16 protein-coding genes and 1 pseudogene are annotated in these 18,081 nt (G+C 73.1%); 7 read left to right on the top strand and 10 right to left on the bottom strand.

Annotation, left to right across the window (positions count from 1 at the left end):
* On the bottom strand, positions 1–951 hold the full coding sequence (locus tag IG05_RS0130735) for a helix-turn-helix transcriptional regulator (RefSeq protein WP_030347305.1): 951 nt from the start codon (positions 949–951) through the stop codon (positions 1–3).
* A 132-nt stretch (positions 952–1,083) separates the two neighbouring features.
* Here IG05_RS0130735 and IG05_RS0130730 point away from each other — a divergent pair, with 132 nt between their 5' ends.
* On the top strand, positions 1,084–1,440 hold the full coding sequence (locus IG05_RS0130730; RefSeq protein WP_030347304.1) for an ANTAR domain-containing protein: 357 nt from the start codon (positions 1,084–1,086) through the stop codon (positions 1,438–1,440).
* A 22-nt stretch (positions 1,441–1,462) separates the two neighbouring features.
* On the opposite strand, the gene IG05_RS0130725 is transcribed toward IG05_RS0130730, so the two are convergent.
* A complete protein-coding gene (locus IG05_RS0130725; protein ID WP_030347303.1) occupies positions 1,463–2,629 on the bottom strand; it encodes an amidohydrolase in 1,167 nt (388 codons plus the stop codon).
* Positions 2,630–2,770: 141 nt separating this feature from the next.
* Here IG05_RS0130725 and IG05_RS0130720 point away from each other — a divergent pair, with 141 nt between their 5' ends.
* Positions 2,771–4,234 (top strand): aminotransferase class I/II-fold pyridoxal phosphate-dependent enzyme, encoded by a 1,464-nt coding sequence (locus tag IG05_RS0130720; RefSeq protein WP_030347302.1) that lies wholly within the window; start codon positions 2,771–2,773, stop codon positions 4,232–4,234.
* Between the two features lie 449 nt (positions 4,235–4,683).
* The gene (locus IG05_RS0130715) at positions 4,684–6,960 is read left to right on the top strand and encodes a catalase (protein WP_030347301.1); all 2,277 of its coding nucleotides are present in this window, start codon (positions 4,684–4,686) and stop codon (positions 6,958–6,960) included.
* 111 nt (positions 6,961–7,071) lie between these two features.
* On the opposite strand, the gene IG05_RS0130710 is transcribed toward IG05_RS0130715, so the two are convergent.
* From IG05_RS0130710 to IG05_RS0130685, 6 genes are all read right to left on the bottom strand, one after another.
* Positions 7,072–8,739: a PP2C family protein-serine/threonine phosphatase gene (locus IG05_RS0130710; RefSeq protein ID WP_030347300.1), complete on the bottom strand. Its 1,668-nt coding sequence runs from the start codon at positions 8,737–8,739 to the stop codon at positions 7,072–7,074.
* Positions 8,723–9,784 carry an ATP-binding SpoIIE family protein phosphatase gene (locus IG05_RS0130705; protein WP_199808412.1) on the bottom strand — a complete coding sequence of 354 codons (1,062 nt, stop codon included), beginning with the start codon at positions 9,782–9,784 and terminating at the stop codon, positions 8,723–8,725. The genes IG05_RS0130710 and IG05_RS0130705 overlap by 17 nt, the downstream gene beginning before the upstream one ends.
* Positions 9,781–10,227, bottom strand: coding sequence for an anti-sigma regulatory factor (locus IG05_RS0130700; RefSeq protein WP_030347298.1), 447 nt, complete (start codon positions 10,225–10,227; stop codon positions 9,781–9,783). The genes IG05_RS0130705 and IG05_RS0130700 overlap by 4 nt, the downstream gene beginning before the upstream one ends.
* Positions 10,227–10,607, bottom strand: a complete 381-nt coding sequence (locus IG05_RS0130695) for an STAS domain-containing protein (protein WP_030347297.1) — start codon at positions 10,605–10,607, stop codon at positions 10,227–10,229. Before IG05_RS0130695 ends, IG05_RS0130700 begins: the two co-directional genes overlap by 1 nt.
* Positions 10,604–11,497: an STAS domain-containing protein gene (locus IG05_RS0130690; protein ID WP_030347296.1), complete on the bottom strand. Its 894-nt coding sequence runs from the start codon at positions 11,495–11,497 to the stop codon at positions 10,604–10,606. The genes IG05_RS0130695 and IG05_RS0130690 overlap by 4 nt, the downstream gene beginning before the upstream one ends.
* 547 nt (positions 11,498–12,044) lie before the next feature.
* The gene (locus tag IG05_RS0130685; protein WP_030347295.1) at positions 12,045–13,208 is read right to left on the bottom strand and encodes an acyltransferase family protein; all 1,164 of its coding nucleotides are present in this window, start codon (positions 13,206–13,208) and stop codon (positions 12,045–12,047) included.
* Between the two features lie 385 nt (positions 13,209–13,593).
* Here IG05_RS0130685 and IG05_RS0130680 point away from each other — a divergent pair, with 385 nt between their 5' ends.
* The gene (locus IG05_RS0130680; RefSeq protein ID WP_030347294.1) at positions 13,594–14,304 is read left to right on the top strand and encodes a hypothetical protein; all 711 of its coding nucleotides are present in this window, start codon (positions 13,594–13,596) and stop codon (positions 14,302–14,304) included.
* Between the two features lie 11 nt (positions 14,305–14,315).
* Here the strand turns inward: IG05_RS0130680 and IG05_RS0130675 are convergent.
* Positions 14,316–14,525, bottom strand: a pseudogene (locus tag IG05_RS0130675) (DUF1062 domain-containing protein); the annotation flags it as partial.
* An 85-nt stretch (positions 14,526–14,610) separates the two neighbouring features.
* On the bottom strand, positions 14,611–14,898 hold the full coding sequence (locus IG05_RS48530; RefSeq protein WP_199808411.1) for a hypothetical protein: 288 nt from the start codon (positions 14,896–14,898) through the stop codon (positions 14,611–14,613).
* A gap of 84 nt (positions 14,899–14,982) precedes the next feature.
* Between IG05_RS48530 and IG05_RS45850 the strand changes: the two genes are divergently transcribed.
* The 3 genes from IG05_RS45850 (at position 14,983) to katG (ending at position 18,003) form a co-directional block, all read left to right on the top strand.
* On the top strand, positions 14,983–15,180 hold the full coding sequence (locus IG05_RS45850) for a hypothetical protein (RefSeq protein ID WP_199808410.1): 198 nt from the start codon (positions 14,983–14,985) through the stop codon (positions 15,178–15,180).
* 126 nt (positions 15,181–15,306) lie between these two features.
* On the top strand, positions 15,307–15,744 hold the full coding sequence (locus IG05_RS0130665; protein WP_030347291.1) for a Fur family transcriptional regulator: 438 nt from the start codon (positions 15,307–15,309) through the stop codon (positions 15,742–15,744).
* A 33-nt stretch (positions 15,745–15,777) separates the two neighbouring features.
* Positions 15,778–18,003, top strand: a complete 2,226-nt coding sequence (gene katG / locus IG05_RS0130660) for a catalase/peroxidase HPI (RefSeq protein ID WP_030347290.1) — start codon at positions 15,778–15,780, stop codon at positions 18,001–18,003.
* Positions 18,004–18,081 lie beyond the last annotated feature (78 nt).

Here is an 18,081-nt window from a genome sequence, read left to right as displayed (position 1 = left end):
TCAGCCACCGGTCAGGGTCTCGTGCGGGGCCCGCCGGTAGGTGTCCCGGTACAGGGAGGCGAAGCGGCCCGGGTGGTGGAAACCCCACCGGGCCGCGATCTCCGTGACCGTGGCCCCGGCGCCGGGGTCGGCGGCCACCAGGGCGTGATGGGCGTGCGCCAGCCGGACCCGGCGCAGCTGGGCGAGCGGCGTGGTGTCCAGATGGCGGCGGAAGGCGTACTGGAGCGCGCGGACCGTGACATGGGCCGCGGCGGCGATGTCCGCGACCGTCACCGGCTGGTCCGCGTGGTCGTCGATGTAGGCGAGCGCACGGCGCAGCACCGCCGGGTGCGCGTCGGCGCCGCCGGCGGCGGGCTCGTCCAGCGCCGTGTTCGGGAACGCGGCCAGCACGCTCGCCGCCAGGTGCTGGGCCGCCGTGGCCGCGATCAGCGGCTGGTCCGCCAGCTCCGGATCGGCGAACACCGTGTCCCGCAGATGGGCGATCGTGCGGTACAGATTGCGCGCCGACGCCCCCGAGCGCGGCCGATGCCCGGTCAGCCGTACCGGCCGCGAGCCGTCCGCGTCCCCGGCCACCTGCGTGAGCAGCGCCGGTTCCAGCATCGTGATGTTGTAGCGGGCGTTGCAGATCCGGCCCGTGTACGGCAGGTCCGGCGGCGCGAACAGCACCACGTCACCCGGGCCGAAGGCGTCCTCGACGCCCTGGAAGGCGTGGTCCCGCACGGTCCCGTCGTGCATGACGCACAGACAGATCCGGCCCAGCGGGGTCACCGAGTAGTCCATCTCGAAGTCCAGCGCGAGCTCGTCGACACTCACCGAGTCGATGCCGGTACGGCGGATCCGGGCGCGGTGGGAACCGGGGCTGCCGCTGCCGATCCGCATCCGGGCGTAGGCACGGCTGAGGAAATCCTCCGTCACGTCCATGTCGTCGCTGTCGAAGGTGAGTGTCTGCATGGCCTTCCGCTGCCCCTGAAACCCACGTGTATGGGCCTCCTACCAGCCATTTTTCGTTTTTTGTACGGTGGCTTGCCCTGCTGTTCGCATGGCGGCTTGCGGCGGGCGGCCGGGCCGCTCAGGGTGAAAGACATGATCGGACCCGACGAGCGGACGGACCAGGACCAGGTGAAGGCACTCCAGGACGAGGTGGACCAGCTGCGTGAGGCGCTGGTCTCGCACGCCCTGGTGGACCAGGCGATCGGCGTGGTCATCACCGTGGGCGGTCTGCGGCGGGAGCAGGGCTGGGAGGCCCTGAAGCACATGTCGCAGCACACCAACGTCAAATTGCGGGAGGTGGCGCGCTGCCTGGTCGAGTGGCCGGCGCGGCGCACGCTCCCCGAGGTGATCCGCCGGGCGCTGCCCGCCGCCGTGGAGCACGCGCGCGCCCAGGCCGGTGCCGACCACCGCAAGGCCGGGCACGAGGTGGCGTGCGGCCGGCCGGGCTGAGCCCGGCCGCGGCCGGGCGCGCTCAGGCCGGGGCCCGGCGCAGGTCCTCCCACGCCCGGCCGCGCAGCTCCGCGTCCCCCAGGACGTCCGCCGCCGTGCAGGCCAGCGCCTCCACCACCGCGAGGAGCACACCGCGGGCCCGCTCCGAGGCCGCCGCCTCGGCGAACTCCGGCGTGTGGTCGGAGCCGTCCGCGCCCATGATCGCCACGAACGGGTGGATGGCGGGCACCCGGCCGCTCACGTTGCCGATGTCGGAGGAACCCAGGTAGACCCCGGGAGCGGGCGGCGTGAGCGTGATCCCGGCGCGGTCCAGGTGCCCGGCGAACCGCTCGGACAGCACCGTGCTGTCCCGGAAGTGCTCGTAGCGCACGCTCGCGCGTTCCACCGTCACACTCGTCCCGGTCGCCAGCGCGACGCCCTCGGCCGCCGTGCGCAGCTGCGCCGCCAGCTCGTCCAGGGCGGCCGTGGTGAGCGCGCGCAGCCCGAAGCGGCCCTCGGCGTACTCCGGGACGATGTTCGTGGCCGTACCGCCGTGGGTGATGATCCCCTGCACATGGGATCCCTCCGGCAGCCGCCGGCCGAGCGCCGACACCACGTTGAACAGCTCGATCAGCGCCGCCAGCGCGTCGATGCCCTCCGTCGGGTTGCCCGTCGGGTGCGCGGCCCGGCCCCGGAAGCCGACCCGGTACTGCTCCTGCGCGGTGAGCGGTGCCCGCACCCAGTCGTACACCCCGGGGTGGAACATCAGGGCGGCGTCCACCCCGTCGAAGACCCCGGCCTCCACCTCCAGGGCCTTGCCGCCGCCGCCCTCCTCGGCCGGCGTCCCCACCGCCAGGACCGTGCCCGGGGCGCCGTCCCGTACGGCGTCCACGACCAGGGCGGCCCCGAGGCCGGCCGCCGCGATCAGGTTGTGCCCGCAGGCGTGCCCGAGCCCGGGCAGGGCGTCGTACTCCAGCGGGAACGCCACCACCGGCCGGCCCTCGCCCGAGCGGGCCGTGAACGCGGTCGGCAGGCCCGCGGCCTCGCGCCGGACCTCGAAGCCGGCGCCCTCCAGCTCGCCGCTCAGCAGCGCCGCCGCCCGGTGTTCGGCGAAGGCGGTCTCCGGCTCCGCGTGCAGGGCCGAGGCCACGGCCCACAGCGCGTCGGCGCGCCGTGCGGCCTCCTCCCGGATCCGCTGGTACAGGGACACGAGACCTCCTCCGGTCCGGCGGGCGTGGAGCGTGCCGGCCCGGGTTCCACCCGGACGGCCCCTGACACCAGCCGGAGTGTTTGGGGCGCCAGGCCGGTGCAACACGGTGGGTGCGGCCCCGTTCAGCTCAGGAGGACACCCATGGACCACTCGCGCGTACCCGTCCTGGAGGCACTGGAGGAGTTCCGCCGCCGGGGGGACGTGGCGTACGGGCCGCCGGGGCACAAGCAGGGCCGCGGGGCCGATCCGCGCGTCGCCGAGATCGTCGGCATGGACGTCTTCCGCTCGGACGTGCTCTCCCTGAACGGCCTGGACGACCGCCGTCAGTCGCAGGGCGTGCTGCAACAGGCCGAGGAGCTGATGGCCGACGCGGTCGGCGCCGAGCACGCCTTCTTCTCCACGTGCGGCAGTTCCCTGTCCGTGAAGACCGCGATGTGCGCGGTCGCCGGGCCGGGGGAGAAGCTGCTGCTGTCCCGTAACGCGCACAAGGCCGTCATCTCCGCGGTGATCATCAACGGTGTGGAGCCGATCTGGGTCCACCCGAAGTTCGACACGGAACGGCACCTCGCCCACCCGCCGGAGCCCGACGACGTCCGCGCCCGGCTGCGCGAGCACCCGGACGCCAAGGGCATGCTGCTGATCACCCCCACCGACTGGGGGACCTGCGCCGACATCCGGGGCGTGGCCGACGCCTGTCACGCCTGCGACGTACCGCTCATCGTGGACGAGGCATGGGGCGCCCACCTGCCCTTCCACCCCGGTCTGCCGGCCTGGGGCATGGACGCGGACGCCGACCTGGTCGTCACCAGCGTCCACAAGATGGGCGGCGCGATCGAACAGAGCTCGGTGTTCCACCTCCAGCACGACCGGATCTCGCCCGACGTCCTCAAGCAGCGTGAGGACCTGCTCGGCACCACCAGCGCCTCCTCGCTGGTCTACGCGACGCTCGACGGGTGGCGGCGGCAGATGGTGGAACAGGGCCACGGACTGCTGGACGCGGCCCTGCACCGCGCCGAGCGCATCCGGGCCCGGCTCCGGGAGCTGCCGGGACTGCGGGTGATGGGCGGCGAGATCGTCGACGAGGGCCTGGCCGCCGAGTTCGACCCGTTGAAGATCGTCGTCGACGTACGCGACCTCGGCATCAGCGGCATGCAGGCGGCCGAGTGGCTGCGTGCCAACTGCCACATCGACACCGGCGGCTCCGACACCTGCCGGATCAGCGCCTCCATCACCCACGCCGACGACGAGGAGACCGAGAAGCTGCTGCTGGAGTCCGTGCGCACACTGGTCGAGCGGGCGGACACCATCGAGCGGCAGCCCGCCGTGCACCTGCCCGAGCCCCACGTCCTCGAACTCGAACAGGCCGTCCTGCCCCGCGACGCCTTCTTCGGACCGGCCGAACAGGTGCCCGCCGAGCGGGCCGTGGGCCGGGTCGCCGCCGAAATGATCTGCCCCTACCCGCCGGGCGTGCCGGTCGTCGCGCCCGGCGAGGTGATCACCGCGGAGGTCCTCGACTACCTGCGCAGCGGTGTCGCCCACGGCTTCCTCATCGCGGGCGCGGCGGACCCCGCCCTGGAGACCGTACGGGTGACGGCCCGGCCGTGACCGGCCGGCCCGGCCCCACGCGACCGGCCGCTCCCGGACTGCGCCGGCCGCCGGCAGCACCTAGGGTGGCGGGTGCGGGCGGACGGTTGTTCCGCCTGCCCCGGGTCAAGAAGACGGCCCTGCTGACGAACACGCCCTCGGCAGGGGCGCATTCGGCCCTGCCGTTGGTCCCCGGATCCATGACCGGTGCGTCCGGCGGCCCTGCTCTCCCGTCGACTCGGCGGGAGGCGGCCCGACTTCACCCTGACCGGAAATCACCTGTGGTTCCCGGTTTCGGACGCCCCGGTCCGGGGACCTCGGTACCAGGGTCGCTGTCGACCCTTTCCTCATAGATTCACCCGCTATGCCCATGGTGTCGGTCGCATACCCGGCGTGGCCACCGCGCACCGGACACATCCCGTCCGTCCCTGCCGGACCCGCCGCGTGACCCAGTGAAGGATTAGGTACTGATGAGCGAGACGAACCCCCTGAAGCGAGCGGCGGACAAGGTGGCGGACGCCCTGCACGGTGCCACCGGCCCCGAGGACGGCATCCCCGGCAAGCCGGGACCCCAGTCGCCCTCGGTCGCCGAGCCCACCGAACCGCGTGAGCCGCTTCCCCCCAAGCCCGACCAGACCGGCCCGGCCACCGTCTCGCCCACCGGGCAGCCCACCGGCGCCGACCAGGCACGGATGGCACAGAGCGGCAGCTACCTGACCACCGCCCAGGGCACCCGGCTCCCCGACACGGACCACTCCCTCAAGGCGGGCCCCCGCGGCCCCGTGCTCCTGCAGGACCACCACCTGCGGGAGAAGATCATGCACTTCGACCACGAGCGCATCCCCGAGCGCGTGGTCCACGCCCGCGGCGCCGGAGCGCACGGCGTCTTCCGCAGCTACGGCACGGCCGCGAACGTGACGAAGGCGGCCTTTCTCGCCGAGGACGTCGAGACACCGGTGTTCGTGCGCTTCTCCACCGTGCTCGGCTCCCGCGGCTCCGCCGACACCGTCCGCGACACCCGGGGCTTCGCGACGAAGTTCTACACCAGCGAGGGCGTCTTCGACCTGGTCGGCAACAACATCCCGGTCTTCTTCATCCAGGACGCCATCAAGTTCCCCGACGTCATCCACGCCGGCAAGCCGCACCCGGACCGCGAGATCCCGCAGGCGCAGAGCGCCCACGACACCTTCTGGGACTTCGTCACCCTGCACACCGAGGCCACCCACCACACCCTGTGGAACATGTCCGACCGGGGCATCCCGCGCTCCTACCGCACCATGGAGGGCTTCGGCGTCCACACCTTCCGCCTGGTCAACGAGGCCGGCGAGAGCACGCTGGTGAAGTTCCACTGGAAGCCGAAGCTGGGCGTGCACTCCCTGGTGTGGGAGGAGGCGCAGATCATCAACGGTGTCGACCCCGACTTCCACCGCCGCGACCTCTACGACGCCATCGAGGCGGGCGCCTACCCCGAGTGGGAGTTCGGCATCCAGACCTTCCCCGACACCCCCGACCAGACCTTCGAGGGCATCGACCTGCTGGACCCGACCAACATCGTCCCCGAGGAACTGGCCCCCGTGCAGCCCATCGGGCTGCTCACCCTGAACCGCAACCCGTCGAACTTCTTCGCCGAGAGCGAGCAGGTCGCCTTCCACGTCGGCCACCTCGTCCCCGGTATCGACGTCACCGACGACCCGCTGCTGGCCGGACGGCTCTTCTCCTACCTCGACACCCAGATCACCCGGCTCGGCGGACCCAACTTCTCGCAGATCCCGATCAACCGGCCGCACACTCCCGTCAACGACATGCTGCGCGACGGCTTCCACCAGACGGCCGTGCACCGCGGCGTGGCACCCTACCGGCCCAACTCCCTGGACGGCGGCTGCCCCTTCACCGCCGGCGCCGACATGAGCGCGTTCGTGGAGACGCCGGTGCGCGTCCCCGAGGCGACCAAGGTCCGCGAGGCGCCCGAGTCGTTCGACGACCACTTCAGCCAGCCGCGCCGGTTCTGGCTCAGCATGAGCCCGGTGGAGCGCGAACACATCATCCACGCCTACACCTTCGAACTCGGCAAGTGCTACGAACAGGCCATCCGCGAAAGGGCATTGCAGGTCCTCGCCAACATCGACCCGGAGCTGTGCGCGGGCGTCGCCGACGGACTCGGCCTGCCCGCACCCGAACCCACGGTCGCCCTGGCCGACGTCGAGCCCAGCCCCGCCCTCTCCCAGGTCGGGCAGAGCTGGCCCGCCGACGGCCGGATCATCGGCATCGTCACCGGGCCCGACGGCGACCTCGACGGCGTACGGACCGTACGCCAGGAGATCCTGGACAGCGGCATGGTCCCGCTGATCATCGCACCGGCGGGCGGCACCCTGGGCGACGGCGCGGACGCCCTGACCGTCCAGCGGACCTACGCCACCGCGCGCTCCGTGGAGTTCGACGCGCTGCTGGTCGCCGGCACCCCGGGAGTGGGGACCGACGCCTTCGGCGCCCGGGACGCCAAGGCGGGCCAGCCCAGCCTCCGGGAGGCCACGCCCGACCCCCGGGTGGGTCTGCTGCTGGCGGAGGCGTACCGGCACGGGAAGGCCATCGGCGCCGCCAAGGGCGGGGAGGTCGCGCTGGAGGCGGTCGGCATCCCGCTCGACGCGCCCGGCGTGGTCGACGGCGACAGCGCCACCACGGTGTTCCAGCAGCTGACCCGGCTGCTGGCCACCCACCGGGTCTGGGAAAGGTTCCCGTCCGCCGCCTGACCAGGAGGCCAGGGCGGGCCAGGAGTGCCAAGGCGACCAGGAGTGCCGGGGCGGGACACCGCCCGCACGGCGCGGCGCCGGCCCCGTCACGGGGCCGGCGTCACCGCCCGCTCACTCCTGCGTGGTGCGGCACAGCAACAGACAGATGTCGTCGTCGTGTTCGGAGTCGTGCAGCATCGGCTTGAGCACCGCGTCGGCCGCCGCGTCCAGATCCACCAGATCCGCCCCGCCGAGCGCCCCCATCGCCTGGGCCAGCCGGTCGATGCCCGCGTCGATCCCGGCGGCCCGGCGCTCCACCAGACCGTCCGTGTACAGCGCGAGCGTCGACCCCGCCGGCAGCTCCAGGGTGTGCTCCTCGTACGTGAACGGCACCGGAACCCCGAGCATGATCCCCGGCTTGGCGTCCAGCACCCGCACCTCGCCCCGGGGACCGCGCGTGACGGCCGGCGGATGCCCGGCCGCGGCCCACACCACCCCGGGCTCGCCGGGCGTGAACCGGGCGATCGCACAGGTCGCGTACAGCTCCGGCTGCTGGTGGCGGAGCATCCGGTGCAGCAGGGTGAGGATCTGCGCCGGGCCGTTGCCCTCGACGGCGTAGGCGCGCAGCGCGGTGCGCAACTGGCCCATGATGACCGCCGCGCGCAGCCCGTGCCCGGTGACGTCCCCTATCACCGCCAGCACACTGCCGTCCGGCTGCGGAAACGCGTCGTACCAGTCGCCGCCGATGTTCAGACCGTGCGTCGCCGGCAGATAGCGGGCGGCCAGGTCGAGACCCCGGGTGGCGGGCAGATCGGTGAGCTGCGCCCGCTGCAGGGCCTTGGCGACGTCCCGGTGCTGCTCGTACCGGCGGGCGTTGTCCAGGGCGATGCCCGCCCGCCGGGCCAGCTCCAGCAGCATCACGGTGGTGTCCGGGTCGAACCGGTCACCGGGCGCGGCCAGCGTGAGCACGCCCTGCACGGTACGCGCGCCCAGCGGCAGGCACAGCAGCGGCCGGTCCGGGTACAGCGCCGAGGCCGGCAGGTCGTCCACGCCCGGCAGTTCGGCGGGGTGCGGGCCCGCGTGCTGCGGGCGGCCGGTGCGGGCCGCCGTCACCGTGGCCGCCGCCCGCTCGCCCGGCGCGGTCCGCTCGTCGTCCATGAACCAGATGTCGACGTGCCGCGCGTACTCCGGGACCAGCAGCTCGGGCAGCCGGCGCAGGATGTCCTCGTGCTCCAGGGAGGCGTTCAGGACGGCACTGGCGTTGGCCAGGAACGTCAACAGGCGGCGCGCGTTCTCCGCCTCCGCGCGCGCAGCCCGCTCCGCGTCGAGGAGTTCACGCTGTGCCCGCGCCGCCGCCTCCAGTTCGGCGTGCAGCGCCAGCACCCCCTGGTTGGTCTGGTGCAGCTCCTCCCGGTGGAACCCGAGCAGCTCCTCCGTCTCCGTCAGGCGCGCCAGCAGGGCGTCCGCGTCCGCGTCGGCGTCCAGCAGCGCCTCGGCGAGCGGGGCGTCGTCCAGGCCGGACGGCGGAGCGGCCACCGGCGAGGGACAGACGACGGTGTGCTGCCAGGGCTCGGGCCCGCCCAGGGCGACCCGCAGCTCGCCGCCCGCGCCGGCGGTCACGGTCAGGTCCGTGCCGTCCGCGGCGAGGCCGGCGCGCAGCCGGGCCCCGAGCGCGGCGAGGAAGCGGACCCGGTCGAACGCGGACACCCCGGCGTCCGCGAGGAGCCGGGCCAGCAGGGCACGGGCGCGGGCCGCGTCGGCGGCGGTGGCGATGGTCCAGTTCTCAGAGGCGGCTGTCATGGGCGCTGGTCCGGCGGTCGGGGGCCAGTACGGCCACGCTGGTGTCGTCGCGTACGGGGCGGGCGGGGCTGCCGGCGTCCCGCAGGATCGCCGCGGCCACCACCGACGGGTCGTGGGCGAGCAGCAGGGGATCCTCCGGAGGATGCCAGCGGCTGGGCAGTCCGTCGCTGTGCAGCACGAGGAGACTGTCCCGGCGCCACGGCATCCGGCGCACCGGAACGTTCGACGGGAAGTATGCCCCGACGATCCCCGGGTGGGAGACGAGGGACGTCCAGGAGTCCGCGGTGCGCAGCCGGGCGCCGGCGTTGCCGACCCCGGCGAAACTGAGTTCCGCCCGTTCCTCGTCCACCTGGGCCACCGCCACCGCGGCGCCCCGGGTGCGCCGCAGCACCGTGTGCAGGCGGCGCAGCAGCTCCCCCGGCGGCAGGTACGGGGCGCTGCGCAGCTCGGCCACGGCGGCGTCGGAAGCGTGCGCGGCCTTCGCGCCGTGCCCGAGGCCGTCCGCGAGCAGCAGCGTCAGCAGGCCGCCCGAGCGTGCCCAGCCCCAGGCGTCGCCGGACTGCTCGGCCTGCGCGAGCGCGACCGTGATGCCGCCCGCGGGCACCGGCGCCGCGAAGGCCCCGCGCCGGTCGGGTTCGGGGTCTATCCGTGCCGCGGCCACCGTGCCGCGGCCCGGCACGCTGTGCAGATGGAAGGAGTTGGCGCTGCGCAGGCAGCTGCCCAGGCCCGCGCCGAGCGAGCCGGTGGCGCTGGACCAGCCGTCGCGCTGCGCCGCGCCGACGTCGGCGATGCCCGGCCCGTGGTCGAGCGAGTACACCTGCACCGAGGTGCCCGCCTCACCGGTCGGCGGCTCCACGAGGTTCACCACCATGAGGCCCCCGCCGGCGTGCTTGAGCAGATTGGTGGCCAGCTCGGTGGCGACCAGCTCCGCGTCCGCCGTGCGCACGGGGGCCAGGCCCGCCTGTTCGCACGCCTCACGGGCCGCGATCCGGGCGTCCCGGACCCGGGTGGAGTCGTGCACCGGGACCTCCCACACCCGGCTCATCCCACCCCCGGACGGGACGAGGGAACCTGGGCGACCCAGGCGACGGCCGTGACGGTCGTGCCCCGGCCGGGCTCGGTGTCGACGCTGAACTCGTGCACCAGCCGTTTTGCTCCGCTCAGCCCGAGTCCGAGGCCGCCGCCGGAGGTGTATCCGTCGGTCATGGCCAGCTCCAGGTCGCGGATGCCCGGACCGTCGTCGATGAAACTCATGCGCAGGCCCCGGGTACGGCCGTTGTCCAGCGGGGTGATCTCCGCCCGCCCGCCGCCGCCGTGCACCAGCGTGTTGCGGGCCAGCTCGCTGGCCGCCGTGACCAGCTTGGTCTGCTGCACCAGACCGAAACCGAGTTGCGCCGCGCATTGCCGCACCTGCTGCCGGACCCAGGCCAGATCCGCGTCCGAGCCGATGGGCAGGCGCGTCGCGGTCGCCTGGCCGGACAGCTGCATCAGCTCCCCCTCTGGGTGAGCAGTTCCATGGCACGGTCGACGTCCAGGGCGGTGACCAGACCGGGCAGGGTCAGTCCCAGTTCGACCAGGGTGATCGCCACGGCGGGCCGCATCCCGGCCAGCACCGTACGGGCCGCCAGCAGGCTGGCCGTGGAGGCGATCTCCGCGAGCACCCGGCCGAGGAAGGAGTCGACGACGTCCACGCCCGAGATGTCGAGCACCACGCCGGTCACCCGGCTGGTGGCGATACGGCTGGAGATGTCGTGCTGCAGCTGTTCGGCCATGCCGTCGTGCAGCTCGCCCTGCAAGGAGACCAGCAGGACGTCGCCCAGGGCGAGGACGGGGACCTGGGCGGACTGACCGGGAGTGGGCTGGTTCACCGGGCGCTCGCACCCGCGTCCGAACGGGACACCTCGATGCCCTGCTTGCCCAGCGCGTAGGCCAGCGCGTCGGACAGCGAGGCACGGGTGAGCACGGTGCCCAGGTCGATGCCGAGCTGCACGATGGTCTGCGCGATGGCCGGGCGGATCCCGGAGACGATGCACTCGGCACCCATCAGGCGGGCCGCGGCCACCGTCTTCATCAGGTGCTGGGCGACGAGCGAGTCGACCGTCGGCACCCCGGTGATGTCCAGGATGGCGTACCGGGCCCGCTGGTCGACGATGGCCTCCAGCAGCGACTCCATCACGACCTGGCTGCGCGCGCTGTCCAGCGTCCCGATCAGCGGTACGGCGACCGTGCCCTCCCACAGCTTGATCACCGGGGTGGCCACTTCGAGCAGCTGCTGCCGCTGCCGTTCGATCAGCTCGGCGTTCGCGTCCAGCGCCGTCTCCATCACCACCAGGCGCAGCGTGCACAGCAGCAGGGTCAGCGCCAGCACGGACTCCTGGGCCTGCGGGGCCGCGGGGTCGGTGAACTCCTCGCGCAGCAGCTCGACCGCCGAGTCGCGCAGCCCGCCCACCTCGTCGGCGATCTGCGCCGGGGTCGATCCCGCCCGGGCCCGGGTCTGCGTCATCCGCCCCAGCTGGTCACGCACCGGCGCGAAACCGGACGCCCCGATGTCCTCCAGCCGACCGCTGACGGCCACCTCGGACAGCGCCTCCACCACGGCCTTGCACGCCTCGACCGCCTCGTCACGCGAGACGGTGAAGACCGACCGGAACAGGGGGGCGTCGGCCCAGCGCTGGGCGATCTGCTCCTTGCGCTGTTCCAGGAAGGAACTCACCACCTGTGGTGCCGATTCGACCGCGTCCTGCTCGGGCACGCTCATCCTCTCCTCTCGCACGGCCAGGTCCGCCGGTCCGCCGGCTCCCGACGCCGATCATTGCCGACCGCCCACCGTAGCTCTCTGTGTCCGGCACGGCCAAACCCGCTCCCGGTCCCGCGTTCACGCGAACTTTCCCCAGGTCACAGGCGCTTTGCCCGGAACACCGGGCGGCTGGTGCCGACAGCGGATGCCCGGGCCGCGGCCTGCCCGCCCGGGGCGGTCCCGCACCCGGCGCCGGCAGCCCGCGGCGGCCGAGGCGCACGGCATGCGGGAGCGCGAGCCGTACGACCCCGCCGCTCCGCTTCCCGCGCACGCCGACTCGGCTCCTTCCGTGCGTTCGACTGGTGCCGGCCCGTCGGCGGGCGCCGCCGGGCCGGTGTCGGGTGCCGCCTACCCCGAATGACGCGGGACTCTCCCGGCTGTTGCGGACGTCACCCGCGCGTGCGGCCGGACGGACCATGGCGCGGGGTGGCGAAGGGGGGGGCGGCGGGCGTCGGCCGGGGCGGCGCACGGAGCGCGGAGCGCCGTGCCCGTCGTGCCGGTGCCGGCGTCAGTCGTGCGCCGGTGCCGGGGCCTCCCGGCCGGCCGGCACCGGGGCCGGCCTGCGGCGGCGCAGCAGCAGGCGCCGTGCCGGGCACTCCACCGCCTCGTACAGCAGCCAGGACAGGCCGAGCGAGACACCGAACACGGCCGCGGTGACCATCAGCCCTGCCGGGGCGCCGAAATGCGGTTTCTTGCCCAGCACCTCCGCCGTGGCGCGCAGCACCAGCAGATGGATCATGTAAAAGGCGAACGACAGCTCCCCGAGCCGCACCATCCGCGGGCGGCGCCACAGGGACGGCAGCCCGTGCAGGTCGGCGGCCGCCGCCGCGGGGATGAGCAGGGTGAAACCGGTGAGGGTGCACACGAGCGAGGAGTAGCCGGGCGTGATCTGCGGCACCAGGAAGTAGCCGATGACGGCCAGGGCGAGCGAGGCCTCCAGACCGGGTCCGCGCCAGCGGTCGAGCAGCACCAGCCGCGCGGTGACCGCGCCGAGCACGAACTCGGGCAGCCGCGCTGCGGGGAACGAGTAGATCGGGTGGTCCCACCAGTGGTGGGCGTCCGACCAGGCCAGCACCAGGACCGCCGCCACGGACAGCCCGCCCAGCGCCATCGCGCCGCGCACCCCGAGCCGGCGCAGCAGCAGGAACAGCAGCGGGAAGGCCGCGTAGAAGAACGCCTCGCAGGCCAGGGACCAGCTCACGGGGTCGAGGGTCTGCCACCACGGCTGCCACCAGGAGTGCAGCAGCAGCACGTTCGCCAGCGCCTGCTTCACCGTCGGCCGGGGCTGGTGGGACAGCGTGCACGCCATGACGAGCGCCACGACGAGGGTGGCCAGGTGCACCGGGTAGATCCGGGCGATGCGCCGCCGCCAGAAGGCGAGCGCGCGGTCGCGGGGCCGGGCCGACCAGGTCAGTACGAATCCGGACAGCACGAAGAAGAACGACACTCCGGTGGCGCCGGCGCCGAAGGCCCAGTTCACGAGGCGGCCACCGGTGCCGCCGAAGTAGCCGAAGTTGTTCACGTGCAGGCCGAACACCAGCAGCGCCGCCATCCAGCGCAGCCCGGTGAGCGACGGCAGGGAGGGCGGAGCGGTCGGCGCGGGGGGCCCGGCGGTGGCCGCGCCGGTCCGGGCGGATGGCGTCCGGGGCGCCCGGGTCGTCGCCGTGGTCATCACATCACCTGCTGCTGGGGGTTCGCGTGGGGCATGAAGGGGAACGTTGCCCGTTCAACGCCGATCCATCACGCCACATGGCAAAGATCACACTGCTGCCGAACGGCCGGCCCCCGGATGCCGCGGACGGCGGGGCGGGGTGCGCCCGCATGGGTGAGCAGGTCCGGCGCGCTCGAAGGCACCGGCCGGGCGGGCTCGTTCGGCCGCGTTCCCGGTAGTTCATGCACCGGGAATCGCCTGCGTGGTCGTCTTCCCCCGGCCGCGCCCGTCGTTCCCGCCAGGAAACCTCGGTGCCGCTCCGAAGCCGCCGTCCGGCCCGACCACCTGCTCCCACCGCACCGGGAAACCGTTCGACACACCGTCCGGAACGGGCCATGATCCGCTCGTGACGACGTCTGAGCAGTCCATGGTCCGGGCCGCCGCCCGCAACAACGCCGAGTGGTGCGCGGCGATGAGCCGATCGCACGGCCTGGCGGGCGAGTTCGGAGAGGAGGCATGGGCCGCTCCGGCCCGCACGCCCCCGTACTACCCCGACGCGGTGACGCTGGCGCCGGGCGCCGACCCGGCCGCGTTGGCGGCCCGCATCGACACCACCGCGCCGGGTGCCTCCGTCAAGGACAGCTTCGCCGACCTCGACCTGACCGCGGCCGGCTTCCAGGTCCTCTTCGAGGCACAGTGGATCCATCGTGCGACGAGCGCGGCCGCCACTGCCTCCGGCCTCGCGTGGGGGGTGGCCGACGCGCCGGACGACCTGCACGCCTGGGCACTGGCCTGGGACGACGGCGACGGCGACGCGGACCTCTTCCGGTCCGAACTGCTCGGCGATGCGGCCACGTTCGTGCTCGCCGGACGGGACGCGGGCGGCCGGGTGGCCGCCGGAGCGGTGGCGAGCCGCAGCGACCAGGTGGTCGGCGTCTCCAACGTCTTCGCCTCGGACGGCGGCCCGGACACTGCCTGGCTGGGCGTACTGGAGGCGGTGCACCGGCTGTTCCCGGACCTGCCGGTGGTCGGTTACGAGCACGGCGCCGGCCTGGAGGCCGCCCTGCGCCACGGCTTCGAGCCGGTCGGCCCGCTGCGGATCTGGCTCCACGGATAGAGCCGCCGTCATACGGAGCGCACCTTCATCCGCTCCAGGACCGTGAACTTCGCGGTGTCCCCGCACGAGATGCAGAGCGGGAGGAGCCAGGCGTCGATGGCCTTGTGATGTGCGTTGACGCGGAATTCGCCGCTTGCCCGGAAGCGCTCCGACGGGCACGCGCGGCAGCGGTGGAGCACGAGCGGCAGGCAGGTGGGCGCGTCCACCCAGGTGTTGAGCACGGGAGTACACCGATCTCAGTGAGAAGTCCGCAGCAGGAAGCAGCGCTCGGGAGGTCTCACACGGTGTACAACGGCACGCCTTCGCTCAGACGACTCGGTCCGGCAGCACGGCAGTGGGGCGCGACGGCGCCGCTCCAACGGTTTTCGAGCGCCCGCCGTGGTGGCCGCGGGGCCAGGGCCTGTCGTTCGGAACCGGACGGTCCGCCCGTGCGGCGGCGGTGCCGGCCCGGCGCCGGGCCTCGCGGACGGCCCGGCCGGCCTGTCCTGCCCGTTCCCGCGCCTCCTGCTCGCCGGCCCGCGCCCGGCGCTGCTCCTCCTCGGCCTGCCGCAGCCGCTCCCGCAGCTCGCGGACCCGTTCCTCCGCCTCGCCCATCCGGGTGCCGGCCTCCTCGACCGCCCGTCCGGATGCCTAGGCCTCCTCCTGCCGGGCGCGCAGCTCCTGCTCGTCTACGCGGCGATGGCCTTCGAGTTCGTGACGCCCGACGCCCCGCACCGCGTGGACGGCCCGCGGCGCGACCTCGACATGGCGAGCCACGCCGCCACCAGGACCGTCAGGGACCACCCGGACGACCCGGACTCCGCCTGGCACCGGGAACCGAGGCAGGCCTTCCACGCCCTGGCCCGCCACTACCGGGACCACTCGCGTCACGCATGAGGCGACGCATACCGCCCCGGACGACGGCCCGCAAGCCATCCGCCGGCCCATGGGCCCCGCACACGGCTTGAATTGCATCGTTCGTTTTCTTGAACGACTCGTGTTTATGGCGATAGGTTCGCCGTCATGACCGCCTCCCCGAGTCCGACCACCGCCGAGGAGCTCCGCGGTGCCGGCCTGCGCGTGACGGCGGCCCGCGTCGCGTTGCTGGAGACCGTCCGGGACGGCGACCACCTCGGCGTCGAGGCGATCGCCGCCGGAGTCCGCGATCGCGTGGGCCACATCTCCCTGCAAGCCGTCTACGAGGCCCTGCACGCGCTCACCGCCGCGGGCCTCGTGCGCCGTATCGAACCGGCCGGTCACCCGGCCCGGTTCGAGGGGCGCGTGGGCGACAACCACCACCACATCGTCTGCCGGTCCTGCGGCACCGTCGCCGACGTCGACTGCGCCGTCGGCGACGCGCCCTGCCTGACCGCCGCCGACGACCGCGGCTTCGCCATCGACGAGGCCGAGGTCGTGTACTGGGGCGTGTGCCCCGGCTGTTCCACCGGCCGCAGTTCCTGAGCACCGAGTTCCGCACAGTTCGGAAGGATTGCCATGACTGAGAACCACGACGCGATCGTCACAGACGCGAAGTCGGAGGAGGGCAGCGGCGGTTGCCCCGTCGCGCACGACCGGGCCCTGCACCCGACCCAGGGTGGCGGCAACCGCCAGTGGTGGCCGGAGCGGCTCAACCTGAAGATCCTCGCCAAGAACCCGGCCGTGGCCAATCCCCTCGGTGAGGAATTCGACTACGCGGCGGCCTTCAAGGCCCTGGACCTCGCGGCCGTGAAGCGGGACATCGCCGAGGTGCTCACCACGTCGCAGGACTGGTGGCCCGCCGACTTCGGCAACTACGGCCCCCTGATGGTCCGTATGGCCTGGCACAGCGCCGGCACCTACCGCATCAGCGACGGCCGCGGCGGCGCCGGTGCCGGCCAGCAGCGCTTCGCGCCGCTCAACAGCTGGCCCGACAACGGCAACCTCGACAAGGCCCGCCGTCTGCTGTGGCCGGTGAAGAAGAAGTACGGCCAGAGCATCTCCTGGGCCGACCTCCTGATCCTTACCGGCAACGTCGCCCTGGAGCAGATGGGCTTCCAGACCTTCGGCTTCGGCGGCGGCCGCGAGGACGTCTGGGAGGCCGAGGAGGACGTCTACTGGGGTCCCGAGACCACCTGGCTGGACGACAAGCGCTACCGCGGCGACCGCGAGCTGGAGAACCCGCTCGGCGCCGTCCAGATGGGCCTGATCTACGTCAACCCGGAGGGCCCGAACGGCAACCCGGACCCGATCGCCGCGGCCCGCGACATCCGTGAGACGTTCCGCCGCATGGCGATGAACGACGAGGAGACCGTCGCCCTCATCGCCGGTGGCCACACCTTCGGCAAGACCCACGGCGCCGGCCCGGCGGACCACGTCGGCGCCGACCCCGAGGCCGCCTCGATGGAGGAGCAGGGCCTGGGCTGGCGGAGCACCTACGGCACCGGCAAGGGCGGGGACGCCATCACGTCCGGCCTGGAGGTCACCTGGACCGCCACGCCGACCCAGTGGAGCAACGGGTTCTTCAAGAACCTCTTCGAGTACGAGTACGAGCTGGAGCAGAGCCCGGCCGGCGCCAACCAGTGGGTGGCCAAGAACGCCCCGGAGATCATCCCGGACGCGCACGACTCGGCGAAGAAGCACCGCCCGAGGATGCTCACCACCGACCTGTCCCTGCGCTTCGACCCGATCTACGAGCCGATCTCCCGCCGGTTCTACGAGAACCCGGCCGAGTTCGCGGACGCCTTCGCCCGCGCCTGGTACAAGCTCACCCACCGTGACATGGGCCCGAAGGCGCTGTACCTCGGCCCGGAGGTCCCGCAGGAGACCCTGCTGTGGCAGGACCCGCTGCCGGAGCGTGAGGGCGAGCTGATCGACGGGGCGGACGTCGCCACCCTGAAGACCAAGCTGCTGGAGTCGGGTCTGTCGGTGTCCCAGCTGGTCACCACCGCGTGGGCGTCCGCGTCCACCTTCCGCGCCAGCGACAAGCGCGGCGGTGCCAACGGCGCCCGCATCCGCCTCGCCCCGCAGCGCGGCTGGGAGGTCAACGACCCCGACCAGCTGGCCCAGGTGCTGCGCACCCTGGAGAACGTCCAGCAGGAGTTCAACGCCTCCTCCGGTGCCAAGAAGGTCTCCCTGGCCGACCTCATCGTCCTCGGCGGTGCCGCCGGCGTGGAGAAGGCCGCCAAGGAGGCCGGCTTCGAGATCGAGGTGCCCTTCACCCCGGGCCGGGTCGACGCGACCGAGGAGCACACCGACGCCGAGTCCTTCGAGGCGCTGGAGCCGACCGCGGACGGCTTCCGCAACTACCTCGGCAAGGGCAACCGCCTGCCGGCCGAGTACCTGCTGCTCGACAAGGCGAACCTGCTCAGCCTGAGCGCCCCCGAGATGACGGTGCTCGTCGGCGGTCTGCGCGTCCTCGGCGCCAACCACCAGCAGTCGCAGCTCGGCGTCCTGACCACGACGCCCGGCGTCCTCACGAACGACTTCTTCGTCAACCTGCTCGACCTGGGTACGACGTGGAAGGCGACCTCCGAGGACCAGACCACGTTCGAGGGCCGCGACGCCGCCACCGGCGAGGTGAAGTGGGCCGGCAGCCGTGCCGACCTGGTCTTCGGCTCCAACTCGGAGCTGCGCGCGCTCGCCGAGGTGTACGCCTCCGACGACGCGAAGGAGAAGTTCGTCAAGGACTTCGTCGCCGCGTGGAGCAAGGTCATGGACGCGGACCGGTTCGACCTGGTCTGACGTTTCTGGTCCGGCCGACCTGGTCTGACCCTCCCGACGCGCCGGGACAGGACGTCCGGGACCGCCCCGCGGGGCGGA

It is taken from the genome of Streptomyces sp. NRRL S-1022 (assembly GCF_000720135.1).
Lineage (GTDB): Bacteria > Actinomycetota > Actinomycetes > Streptomycetales > Streptomycetaceae > Streptomyces.
This window is presented reverse-complemented; position numbering and strand designations above follow the sequence as displayed.